The sequence below is a fragment of the Bacillus sp. WC2507 genome, from assembly GCF_052656125.1.
Genome location: NZ_JBQXPN010000001.1, coordinates 634,417 through 646,340 on the forward strand (window position 1 = coordinate 634,417; position 11,924 = coordinate 646,340).

General features: G+C 37.6%; 14 protein-coding genes. 11 read left to right on the plus strand and 3 right to left on the minus strand.

Features of this window, described 5'->3' with window-relative positions; all coding sequences use genetic code 11:
• Positions 1 to 21 precede the first annotated feature (21 nt).
• The 11 genes from lgt (at position 22) to ACUN28_RS03365 (ending at position 9,662) form a co-directional block, all read left to right on the plus strand.
• A complete protein-coding gene (gene lgt / locus ACUN28_RS03315) occupies positions 22 to 834 on the plus strand; it encodes a prolipoprotein diacylglyceryl transferase (RefSeq protein ID WP_088084569.1) in 813 nt (270 codons plus the stop codon).
• A 67-nt stretch (positions 835 to 901) separates the two neighbouring features.
• The gene (gene ppaX / locus ACUN28_RS03320; RefSeq protein WP_016136007.1) at positions 902 to 1,552 is read left to right on the plus strand and encodes a pyrophosphatase PpaX; all 651 of its coding nucleotides are present in this window, start codon (positions 902 to 904) and stop codon (positions 1,550 to 1,552) included.
• A gap of 75 nt (positions 1,553 to 1,627) precedes the next feature.
• On the plus strand, positions 1,628 to 2,134 hold the full coding sequence (locus ACUN28_RS03325) for an acyltransferase (protein WP_016085595.1): 507 nt from the start codon (positions 1,628 to 1,630) through the stop codon (positions 2,132 to 2,134).
• Positions 2,135 to 2,279: 145 nt separating this feature from the next.
• Positions 2,280 to 3,791 (plus strand): tetratricopeptide repeat protein, encoded by a 1,512-nt coding sequence (locus ACUN28_RS03330; protein ID WP_016085596.1) that lies wholly within the window; start codon positions 2,280 to 2,282, stop codon positions 3,789 to 3,791.
• 85 nt (positions 3,792 to 3,876) lie between these two features.
• The gene (trxB, locus tag ACUN28_RS03335) at positions 3,877 to 4,833 is read left to right on the plus strand and encodes a thioredoxin-disulfide reductase (RefSeq protein WP_001288065.1); all 957 of its coding nucleotides are present in this window, start codon (positions 3,877 to 3,879) and stop codon (positions 4,831 to 4,833) included.
• 166 nt (positions 4,834 to 4,999) lie between these two features.
• Positions 5,000 to 5,806, plus strand: a complete 807-nt coding sequence (locus ACUN28_RS03340) for a DUF368 domain-containing protein (protein WP_016085597.1) — start codon at positions 5,000 to 5,002, stop codon at positions 5,804 to 5,806.
• Between the two features lie 226 nt (positions 5,807 to 6,032).
• Positions 6,033 to 6,491 carry an NUDIX hydrolase gene (locus ACUN28_RS03345; protein ID WP_001190080.1) on the plus strand — a complete coding sequence of 153 codons (459 nt, stop codon included), beginning with the start codon at positions 6,033 to 6,035 and terminating at the stop codon, positions 6,489 to 6,491.
• 20 nt (positions 6,492 to 6,511) lie between these two features.
• Complete coding sequence (gene rapZ / locus ACUN28_RS03350) at positions 6,512 to 7,393, plus strand: RNase adapter RapZ (protein ID WP_016085598.1); 882 nt, start codon at positions 6,512 to 6,514, stop codon at positions 7,391 to 7,393.
• A 3-nt stretch (positions 7,394 to 7,396) separates the two neighbouring features.
• Complete coding sequence (locus tag ACUN28_RS03355; RefSeq protein WP_016085599.1) at positions 7,397 to 8,350, plus strand: gluconeogenesis factor YvcK family protein; 954 nt, start codon at positions 7,397 to 7,399, stop codon at positions 8,348 to 8,350.
• Between the two features lie 89 nt (positions 8,351 to 8,439).
• Entirely contained in the window at positions 8,440 to 9,390 is a 951-nt protein-coding gene (gene whiA / locus ACUN28_RS03360) for a DNA-binding protein WhiA (RefSeq protein ID WP_000006561.1), read from the plus strand.
• A gap of 23 nt (positions 9,391 to 9,413) precedes the next feature.
• Positions 9,414 to 9,662 (plus strand): HPr family phosphocarrier protein, encoded by a 249-nt coding sequence (locus ACUN28_RS03365; protein WP_000250307.1) that lies wholly within the window; start codon positions 9,414 to 9,416, stop codon positions 9,660 to 9,662.
• Between the two features lie 334 nt (positions 9,663 to 9,996).
• Here the strand turns inward: ACUN28_RS03365 and clpP are convergent, their stop codons facing one another.
• The 3 genes from clpP to ACUN28_RS03380 form a co-directional block, all read right to left on the minus strand.
• Positions 9,997 to 10,578: an ATP-dependent Clp endopeptidase proteolytic subunit ClpP gene (gene clpP, locus ACUN28_RS03370; protein ID WP_001049161.1), complete on the minus strand. Its 582-nt coding sequence runs from the start codon at positions 10,576 to 10,578 to the stop codon at positions 9,997 to 9,999.
• A gap of 240 nt (positions 10,579 to 10,818) precedes the next feature.
• On the minus strand, positions 10,819 to 11,688 hold the full coding sequence (locus tag ACUN28_RS03375; protein WP_016085601.1) for a DUF421 domain-containing protein: 870 nt from the start codon (positions 11,686 to 11,688) through the stop codon (positions 10,819 to 10,821).
• 20 nt (positions 11,689 to 11,708) lie between these two features.
• Positions 11,709 to 11,915 carry a DUF1657 domain-containing protein gene (locus ACUN28_RS03380; protein ID WP_016085602.1) on the minus strand — a complete coding sequence of 69 codons (207 nt, stop codon included), beginning with the start codon at positions 11,913 to 11,915 and terminating at the stop codon, positions 11,709 to 11,711.
• Positions 11,916 to 11,924 lie beyond the last annotated feature (9 nt).

Genomic DNA, 11,924 nt, shown 5'->3' on the forward strand with positions numbered 1-11,924 from the left:
TTGGAGAGGGAGGTCATACATATGCTGTTAGGTTCTGTACCACAGCTTGACCGCGTAGCCATCCAACTTGGGCCGTTCCCTGTATATTGGTATGGGGTTATTATCGGTACAGGTGTGCTATTAGGTCTTTGGCTAGCAACTCGCGAGGGAGAAAGGCTAGGTATTCCAAAAGATACATTCGTTGACCTTGTATTAATTGCAGTACCGATCGCTATTCTATTTGCGAGAATGTACTATGTTATTTTTGAATGGGAATATTACGCGCAAAACCCGAGTCAAATTATTAATATTCGTCAAGGTGGCTTAGCGATTCATGGTGGTTTAATCGGGGCTGTTATTACAGGGATTCTATTTGCGAAACGTCGCGGGGTTTCATTCTGGAAGTTGGCTGATATTGCTGCGCCGAGTATTTTACTAGGACAAGCAATTGGCCGATGGGGAAACTTTATGAACCAAGAGGCGCATGGTGATGAAGTAACGAGACAGTTTTTAGAAGGTCTTCATTTACCGGATTTCATTATTAATCAAATGTACATTGAGGGTGTGTACTATCATCCGACGTTTTTATATGAATCATTATGGAATTTTGCAGGTGTCATTTTATTACTTGCATTACGAAAAGTGAACTTACGACGCGGGGAATTATTCTTCACGTATTTAATTTGGTATTCAGTAGGGCGCTTCTTCGTAGAAGGTTTACGTACAGATAGTTTAATGTTAGGACCACTTCGTATCGCACAAGTAATGTCAATTGGACTTGTTGTTATTTCTATTATTTTCATTATTGTGAGACGAAAAATGGGGCAAGCTGATAAAAGATATTCGGAAAATTAGAGAAAAGTAGCATCTTATTACAAGATGCTGCTTCTTTCATATTCAGGAAAGAGAAGGGACTAAGGCAATGAGAATAAATACAGTGTTATTTGATTTAGATGGAACTTTAATTAATACAAACGAACTTATTATTTCTTCTTTTTTACATACGTTACATACATATTATCCAAGTCAATATAAGCGTGAAGATGTATTGCCATTTATCGGCCCTTCTTTACATGATACTTTCAGCAAGATTGATGAAAACAAGGTTGAAGAGATGATTACATGTTATCGTCAATTTAACCATGATCATCACGATGAATTAGTGGAAGAATATGAAACTGTATATGAAACAGTTCAAGAGTTGAAGAAGCAAGGCTATAAAGTTGGTATTGTTACAACGAAAGCGAGACAAACCGTTGAGATGGGATTAAAGTTGTCAAAGCTTGATAAATTTTTTGATGTTGTCGTGACAATTGATGATGTAGAGCATGTGAAACCACATCCAGAGCCACTTCAAAAAGCGCTTGAGTTATTGGATGCGAAACCGGAAGAAGCATTGATGGTTGGGGATAATCATCATGATGTTGTCGGCGGACAAAATGCGGGCACAAAAACAGCTGCGGTTTCATGGACGTTGAAAGGTAGAGCGTATTTAGAGGCTTACAAGCCGGACTTTATGTTAGATAAAATGAGTGATTTACTACCGATTTTGTCTAATATGAACCGTTCATAAAGGTCCAAGTAAGTTAGTAGGGGTGTGTTTCTCTACTAACTTACAGTTTCACTTTTTAGTAGAGGGGCGAGCTAAGTGCGACGGACAACGCGCTATCCTGTTTCAGGAGAAAATTCATTATGGAATGTGTATAAAACAGTGTCTTTTTGGAAGGTAATGAAGAACTTTATTATTATCCAAATTGCGCGCTATACGCCATTTTTATCTGTCAAGAATTGGTTGTACCGCACGTTTTTACGGATGAAAGTTGGAAAGAAAACATCATTTGCGCTTATGGTAATGCCGGATATTATGTTCCCAGAAAAGATAACTGTGGGAGAAAATTCGATTATCGGCTATAATACAACGCTTTTAGCACATGAATATTTAATTCGTGAATATCGACTTGGAGAGATCGTCATAGGAAATGAAGTGATGATTGGAGCAAATACAACTATATTACCAGGTGTGGAAATTGGGGATGCTGCGATTGTTTCAGCTGGCACACTTGTTCATAGAGATGTACCAAGCGGCGCTTTCGTGGGTGGAAATCCAATGCGTGTTATTTATACAAAAGAAGAGATGATTGCTAGAGAAGGTTGATGCTAAAAATGTAACATTTCTCTTCTTTTTTAATGAATAAAAAGGAAATAATTGAGTACAATATACTGTTTTGTTTTTTACGGAATCGTTTATACTTATAGATAGAAGAATGTGTGAACGAAGAAAACAAAAAACTGGAGGATATATGGGGAAAAATCAAAGAATGTATAAGGAGAACGGACAAGTTATCTCTTTTAATCAATTAGCGGACTTCTTTTATAAAAAAGGGATGAGGGCTTACAAAGGGCAAAAATTGCAAGATGCAATTAAATATTTTCGAAGAGCGGCACAAAGTGAGAAGGAGCCGTTTATTTTATGCCAATTAGCAACAGTATTGTCTGAGTCTGGTGAATACCAAGAGTCGAATCAAATATTCTTAAGGCTAGTTAGAACTAACCCTGATCTTGAACAATGCTATTATTTTATTGCAAATAACTATGCATATATGGGTCTATTTCAGCAGGCGAAAAAGTATGCGGAGCGCTATTTAGAAGTTGCAGAAGAGAAGGAATTCGTAGAGGATACATTAGAATTACTTGAAATTATGGAAGAAGAAGCGATGGGTGCAGAAGAGATTGAGGATGAAGATGATTTAATTGTTATGCAGGAAGAAGCGAATCGTTATATTCGTAATGGACAATTGGAAGAAGCAATTACTACATTAGAAATTGTTACGAAAGATTATCCGGAATTTTGGTCGGGGCATAATAATTTAGCCATTGCGCATTTTCAATCTGGTAATGTAGATAAGGCACTAAAGTTAACGGAAATGATTTTAGAGAAAAATCCTGGTAACATACATGCGCTTTGTAATACGCTTATTTTTCTATATTCAATTGGAGAGCATAAACAAGTAGAAGCGTTAGCTGCTCAGTTAGTTGCAGTATATCCGATTTCATTTGAACATCGTTTGAAACTTGGAACGACCCTTGCGACAATTGGTCATTTCGAGCATGCATATAAATGGTTCAAAGTATTAAAGCGTCAAGGATACGAAGGAGACGTTAGTTTTTATTATTGGTTTGCATATTCTGCATATATGGTGAAAGAGCAGCAAGTAGCTGAAAAAATGTGGCAACATGTTGTAGAATTACACCCTGATAAAAAGGGAAAAGAACCATGGAATGCGCTGAATTTAGCAGATGAAGAGCAAAACGTTTTATTTGAAGAATTACGAAAGTCATTTCAGCAAAGTGCGACGCTTGAGGAACAAATGCTAGCTTTATATTTAATGAATGAATTATCAACGCCAGAGAAGGTTGGATTCTTCTTTGATGTAACGCAGGCGAAGAATGGTGTTCCAATCGTATCGCAACTTGCAAAGTATTTCTTTTTACTGAATAGCCATAAGAGCATTCCAGCTGATTTACAGCAATTTGAACAGTGCGCGCGAATCGCGGATGCCTTATACAATTATACGAAAAAAGATGATGAATTAATCGAAGAGTGTTTACAATTTTGGTTTTGTACGTTCATACGTTTATATACATCCGGAGCAGTTTTTACAAATGTATACGGCTGGTCAGCTGCGGTTGAATACATTGTGCGCGGCGAACAAGGAAATAAGATGACACAGTCGGAGCTTGGAGATGTATATAATGTATCTGTAGCGACTGTTCGAAAGTATGTGCAGGCTGTTAAGCGTACGCACACATAAGGTAAGCAAATCATTGGGAAAAAAATGATGCTAACAGTATAATGAGGGTAACTTAATTGTGTAGGAATGAATAGGAGTGAATAGTGTGTCAGAAGAAAAAATTTATGATGTCATTATTATTGGTGCAGGACCAGCTGGTATGACAGCTGCAGTATATACATCTCGTGCAAACTTAAGCACATTAATGCTTGAGCGTGGTATTCCGGGTGGCCAAATGGCAAATACAGAAGATGTAGAAAACTACCCAGGTTATGAGTCTATTTTAGGACCAGACTTATCAAATAAAATGTTCGAGCATGCGAAGAAATTTGGTGCTGAATATGCATACGGTGATGTGAAAGCAGTCATTGATGGTAAAGAATACAAAACAATTATTGCTGGCAAAAAAGAATATAAAGCACGTGCAATTATCGTTGCGAGCGGTGCAGAGTATAAAAAAATCGGTGTGCCAGGTGAAACAGAACTTGGCGGACGCGGTGTATCATATTGTGCAGTATGTGATGGGGCATTCTTTAAAGGAAAAGAGCTTGTAGTTATTGGCGGCGGAGATTCTGCTGTTGAAGAGGGTGTGTTCTTAACACGCTTCGCATCAAAAGTAACAATCGTTCACCGTCGTGACACGCTTCGTGCACAGAAAATTTTACAAGATCGTGCTTTCCAAAACGAGAAAGTAGATTTCATTTGGAATCACACGATAAAAGAAATTAACGATGCAAATGGTAAAGTGGGAAGCGTAACACTTGTAGACGTAAACAGTGGAGAAGAGAAAGAAGTCAAAACTGATGGTGTGTTCATATACATCGGTATGTTACCATTATCAAAACCATTTGTTGAATTAGGTATTACAAATGAAAATGGTTACCTTGAAACGAACGAGCGTATGGAAACGAAAGTTCCTGGTATTTTCGCAGCTGGTGATGTTCGCGAAAAAATGCTTCGTCAAATTGTAACTGCAACAGGTGACGGTAGTATTGCAGCGCAAAGCGCACAACATTACGTAGAAGAGTTATTAGAAGAACTAAAAACTGTATCAGAAAAATAAGGGATACTATACCTTTTGAGAAGAAAGCTACATATAGGAGCTTTCTTCTTTTTTTTGTGTGAAAATGTCAAAGTTTTGTCAAAAAATATTGGGATTATAAGCTTTCTTATTGATATACTGGACTTTACGGAAAAAATCACTATAAGAAATGAGGAATTTATTCAGTATGGAATGGCGTAATATATATCGTGGATTTTGTATGGGCGTTAGTGATTTAATTCCTGGTGTGAGCGGCGGTACAATCGCTGTTGTGTTAGGGATTTATGAACAATTGCTTGCGGCAATTAGTGGGTTCTTTAGTCGTGAATGGAAAAAACATTTAGGATTTTTAATTCCCCTTGCAGCTGGTGTGGCAGCAGCGTTTTTAACGTTAAGTCACGTTATTAAATATTTACTTGCAAATCATTATGAACCGACTCAATTTTTCTTCCTCGGTTTAATTATTAGTATATTACCGATGTTAATGAGGGAAGCTGATGCGAAGGCATCGTTTAAAGGTAAGCATATTGTTTTATTAATAGTTGCAGCAATTCTTGTGGCGATCACAGCTTTCTTTAAACCAGATAAGGCAGCAGATCCAATTACGACGTTAACAATTTTAAATGCAATTGGTTTATTTTTCGCAGGATGGATGGCTAGTATGGCTATGTTGCTTCCTGGAATTAGCGGATCATTTATTTTATTAATTATTGGTGTGTATCCGACAGCAATTAATGCTTTAACTACACTGAACTTACCTTTAATCGTAGTTATCGGTGCTGGTGTTATGGTAGGATTTGTTGTAAGTAGTAAAGGAATTAGTTTCTTATTAGATCGTTATAAAAGTATGACATTTGCGGCAATTATTGGACTTGTTATCGGTTCGATTGTAATTGTGTTCCCTGGTATTCCAACTGGAGGATTTTCAATTATAAGTTCAATTATTACCTTTATTTTAGGATTTGCGATTGTTACTTATTTCGGTAAGAAATAAGAGCTTTAATCCCCTTGGCGATAAAAATCGTGAAGGGGATTTTTTATGCTATTCATTGAAAGTCTAGGGATTTACATTGCTTGCTATAGAAAGTTTTTAAAAATTGTTGAGTAGCAGTGCTTAGCGAAAGAGGACTGGCTCCTTCGTTGTAGCAAACTGTTTTTGATAGTATAATGAAATGAGTATGCGGTGAGAAATTTGCCGCAAGTAGCTGAGGTGAAGAAACATGCAAAGAGTGACAAACTGTGTGTTAATTAGAGATAATGAAGTACTCTTACTCCAAAAACCTCGTCGGAATTGGTGGGTTGCACCAGGCGGGAAAATGGAGCGTGGTGAGACAGTAAGAGATTCCGTTGTTCGCGAATATCGTGAAGAAACAGGTATTTATTTAAAGAACCCAGCGTTAAAGGGGGTCTTCACCTTTGTCATCCAAGAAGGTGATAAAGTTGTTTCTGAATGGATGATGTTCTCCTTTTTAGCGACAGATTTTGCAGGAGAAAACAAACTAGAGAGCGAAGAAGGCATCATTGGTTGGCATACATTTGATAAAATTGATGATTTAGCAATGGCACCAGGAGATTATCACATTATTGATTATTTAATTAAAGGAAATGGCATAATCTACGGTACATTTGTATATACCCCAGATTTTGAGTTGCTTTCATATCGATTAGATCCGAGTTAAACCGGCAAGGAGAGGATACGATGACAGAGAATAATGATATAAAAATGGTAATTATTACAGGAATGTCTGGAGCTGGAAAGACAGTAGCTTTACAAAGTTTTGAAGATTTAGGATATTTCTGTGTTGATAATTTACCACCGATGTTATTGCCAAAGTTTATTGAGCTTATGGCGGATTCAAAAGGGAAAATGAATAAAGTGGCACTTGGCGTTGATTTACGTGGCCGAGAGTTTTTCGAACATTTATGGGGAGCACTTGATGATTTATCAGAACGTACATGGATTATTCCTCATATTTTATTCTTAGATGCGAAAGATAGCACGCTTGTAACTCGTTATAAAGAAACGAGACGTTCGCATCCACTTGCGCCAACTGGTTTACCGTTAAAGGGAATCGAAATGGAGCGTGGCTTATTAACTGATATGAAGGCACGAGCAAATATTGTGCTGGATACATCGGATTTAAAACCGAAAGAATTACGTGAAAAGATTGTTCATCTGTTTTCAACTGAAACTGAGCAAGCATTTCGTGTAAATGTTATGTCATTTGGATTTAAGTACGGTATTCCAATTGATGCAGATTTAGTATTTGATGTTCGTTTTTTACCAAATCCATATTACATTCCACATATGAAGCCATTAACAGGACTAGATGAAGAAGTTTCATCGTATGTACTGAAATTTAATGAGACGCATAAGTTTTTAGAGAAATTGACGGACCTTATCACTTTTATGCTGCCTCATTATAAAAGAGAGGGCAAGAGTCAACTTGTAATTGCAATTGGATGTACAGGTGGACAGCATCGTTCTGTTACGCTTACAGAATACCTTGGGAAACATTTGAAACCAGAGTATAGTGTTCATGTATCTCATCGTGATGTGGAGAAGAGAAAGGGCCATTAAGGGATGAAAAAAGAGAGAAAACCTAAAATTGTTATCATGGGAGGCGGTACTGGACTCTCTGTTTTATTACGAGGATTAAAACAATATCCTGTGGATATTACAGCAGTTGTTACAATCGCTGATGATGGCGGCAGTTCAGGTAGATTACGTGATGAGCTAGAAATTCCACCCCCAGGTGACATTCGTAACGTACTTGTTGCGTTATCAGATGTAGAACCGCTGGTGGAAGCTTTATTTCAGCATCGTTTCACAACGGGAGACGGACTGAAAGGTCATGCGTTAGGAAATTTATTATTGGCGGGTATGACCTCGATCACAGGAGACTTCTTCCATGCGATTACGGAAACGAGTAAAGTGTTAAATGTTAGAGGACGTGTATTGCCGGCAGCGAACCAAAGTGCAGTACTGCATGCAGAACTAGAAGATGGAGAAATTGTAACAGGTGAATCAAAGATTCCTTATTTCGGAAAGAAGATTAACCGTGTCTTTTTAACTCCAGAAGATGTAGAGCCGTTACATGAAACGTTGGCTGAGATTAAACGAGCTGATTTACTTGTTTTCGGTCCAGGAAGTTTGTATACGAGTATATTACCGAATTTAGTTGTTAACAAAATCGGGGACGCTGTTCTTGCTGCAAAAGCGAAGAAGGTATATGTATGTAATGTTATGACGCAAGCTGGTGAAACGATGGGATATACTGCGTTTGACCATGTGCAGGCGTTACATGATCATTTAGGTAAACCATTTATCGATACTGCAATTGTAAATAACCGTGATATTCCTTGTGAATTACGTCAGTTATATGAAGAAGAAATGTCGGCGCCAGTTGTAGTAGATGAAGAGCGTTTTACCGAAAACAATATTGATGTCATTCAAGATCAATTAGCGAAGTATGATGATCGTGTTGTAAGACACGATACATTAAAGTTAGCTTCTATTTTATATTCACTGTTGTAGATGTGCGTTGCCTCGTTTGAGGTAACGCTCATCCTTTCATATAGGACAAGATTTTTGTTCCACAATAATCGTATAAGGAGGTGTTGACTGTGTCATTTGCATCAGAAACAAAGAAAGAGTTGACGAATCTTGAGATGAAGGAATGCTGTGAGAAAGCAGAATTATCAGCGTTACTTCGAATGAACGGATCGCTTTCTTTTTCAAACCGTCGTCTATCTATCGATATTCAAACGGAAAATGCGGCAATTGCAAGAAGGATTTATACGCTTTTGAAAAAAGGATATGACGTGACGGTAGAATTACTTGTTCGTAAAAAAATGCGATTGAAGAAAAATAATGTATATATCGTACGGCTTGTTGAGAAGTCTCGCGAAATATTAGCTGATCTTCATATCGTTCGAGACGACTTTTCATTTATTCGAAATATATCACAAGAATTGATTGAGAAGAAATGTTGTAAACGATCGTATTTACGCGGTGCATTTTTAGCAGGTGGTTCAGTAAATAACCCAGAAACATCATCTTATCATTTAGAAATCTTTTCGTTATATAAGGAACATAATGATGCTATATGTGAACTGATGAACGGATTTGATTTAAATAGTAAGACATTGGAAAGAAGAAAAGGGTACATTACGTATTTGAAAGAAGCGGAAAAGATTACAGAGTTTTTAAATATTATAGGTGCTCACAATGCACTTTTAAGATTTGAAGACATTCGAATCGTTCGCGATATGCGTAATTCAGTAAATCGTTTAGTGAATTGCGAAACAGCCAATTTAAATAAAACAATTGGTGCAGCGTTAAGGCAAATTGAAAACATCCGTTATATTGATGAGACGGTTGGTCTTGATATATTGCCAGATAAACTACGAGAAATTGCGCAACTACGAAGAGATTATCAAGATGTAACATTGAAAGAGTTAGGTGAGATGGTATCCGGGGGGAAAATTAGTAAATCGGGTATTAATCACCGCTTGCGTAAAATCGATGATATTGCAGAGAAGTTACGCGCGGGGGAAACGGTAGCAAAAAAATAAGAGGTTAAAGGGGAAATGGAGCTGTGGTTCAAAAACGAGTTCAGGTTTCATTAAAAAACGGTTTACAAGCACGTCCGGCTGCGTTGTTTGTACAAGAGGCCAATCGCTTTCATGCGGATATTTTCATCGAGAAAGATGGAAAGACAGTAAATGCAAAGAGCATAATGGGGATTATGAGCTTAGCAATTGGAACTGGTAGCATGATAACAATTACAACAGAAGGTTCAGATGCAGAAGAGGCTTTAGAGGCATTAGCTGCATATGTACAGTAAAAAGCTATCGCGCATGTGCGATAGCTTTTTTGTTTTGCTATTTGTTGGGTGGGGGGTATGTAGGGCGCTTCTGCTTGTCGAGGATTGTCGGTAGATCGATATGTTGTGTCGAACCGTTGATATAATTTGAGTTGTGTTCGATATAATTGGAAAATCGTTGATATATTCAGGGAGATACTAGATGGGGTATGTTCGCGCGGAGGCCTAGCCATAAAAAAAGCGCCCTGTAATAGGGCGCTTCTGCTTTAAGTTGTATCTAGCGCCAGTGGCTAACTCTTCGTGTCTAAGAACCTTAGCCAGTCAGAGCTGAACGAGCCGCTTCCGCTTTTAGTTATTAACGATTTGTAAAGATCTTATCGATTAAACCGTATTCTAAAGCTTTTTCTGCTGTCATGAAGTTGTCGCGGTCTGTGTCGCGTTGTAGTACTTCAATTGGTTGGCCTGTGCGGTCAGCAAGAATTTGGTTTAGTTTTTCACGTAAGAATAGGATACGTTTAGCAGCGATTTCGATTTCAGTCGCTTGACCTTGTGCTCCGCCAAGTGGTTGGTGAATCATTACTTCACTGTTTGGAAGTGCATAACGTTTTCCTTTTTCACCTGCTGCAAGTAAGAATGCACCCATAGATGCAGCCATACCGATACAGATTGTTGATACTTGTGGCTTAATAAACTGCATTGTATCATAGATTGCCATACCTGCTGTGATAGAACCACCAGGGCTGTTGATGTAGATGTGAATATCTTTTTCTGGATCTTGAGATTCCAAGAATAAAAGCTGGGAAACGATTGAGTTAGCTACGTTGTCATCAATTGCACTACCAAGCATAATGATGCGGTCTTTTAATAGTCGAGAGTAAATATCGTAAGCGCGTTCTCCACGATTTGTTTGTTCAATTACTGTAGGAATTAAATTCATCTGTTATTTCCTCCTTCTAAAGCTTTCTTAGTCTTATAATACAATTATGGTCAATAAAGGTCAAACGAAACCACTTTAAATCAAAAAAATATGTAGTTGTACCATGAAATATTCGCTATGTTTTTGAAATTCCCTGCTTATGTATCTTCAACATCATAACCGAATTACATAAATTTAAACGTTATAAAAACTGGAGAAAAAAGAAAAGAACGCCTTTTTACTGAAGCGTTCTTTCGATATTTATTCTTTTAAAAGATAGGTTACTTTATTTAAAATCTTTTCGATTTGTTTCGCGTTTTTACTATACATTTCGCTTGCTGATTTCGACTTTGTTTCTAGGGAGAATAGTTCAAGATCAGCATGACATTTTTTTAAAGATGCCAATAATAAAGGTTTGTTTTGAGGAGAAGGCATTTGCAGCTTGTCATTATAAATGTCGATAGTAAGTTGTCCATATGAGTCAACTTGGCCGAGAAAGACATTTTCGATGACAACACCGAGTTTTTCTAGTTCAGAATGTAACCAAGCGCGGTTATGTCCACTAGAGGAAAGGGGTTCATCTAGTACATTTCCATCCATAATAACAGTTTGCGGTTCTTTTTCATTTGGTACTTTTAAACCGATGTCTTTTGCTGTAAGTGGCTGAGAATCTTTCTTTAATAATACATTTAATTCTCCGCTCGGTTCTAAGACAGCAAATTCGACTTCAGCTACGCTGAACGCACTTTTTCCTCGCAGTAGTTCAAGTAATTCGTCACTTGTATATTTTTCTTTCTTTAAGTTATCTTCGAGTACCTTTCCATCTTTTATTAATACGGTAGATTTTCCTTCAAAAAAATCTCGAGCTGTTTTGTTCTTTAAAGAGAGGATTCCTGTGAGAAAAGGTACCGCAGCGAAAATGAGTATCGCAAAGACGCCATGGAAAAATTTTGAATCGAGCCCTGTAGATACTTGGGCAGCGATGTCACCGATTGTCATTCCGGCTATGTATTCAAAAAAGGAGAGCTGAGAGATTTGTCTTTTCCCTAACCATTTCGTAATAGCGAATAAAATAATTAATATGAATACAGAGCGAAGAATGACAAGTGTCCATTCCGGCAGGTGAGACATAGTCATTTCCTCCAGTCTACTTAAAACCCTTTATATTGAGGTTCTTCACGTTCTAATACTGAAATTCTATTTTGTAAATCAGCGATGATGCTGTCCATTTCTAACATACATTCATGAAATACACGTTTTGATTCTTCATCCTGTGAATTTAGTGAAAGAGAGCTTAAACTTGCTTGAGAGCCCCTTACACTAGCAAGGCAGGTTTTAACGCTAGCGATAACTGTCATACAAACACC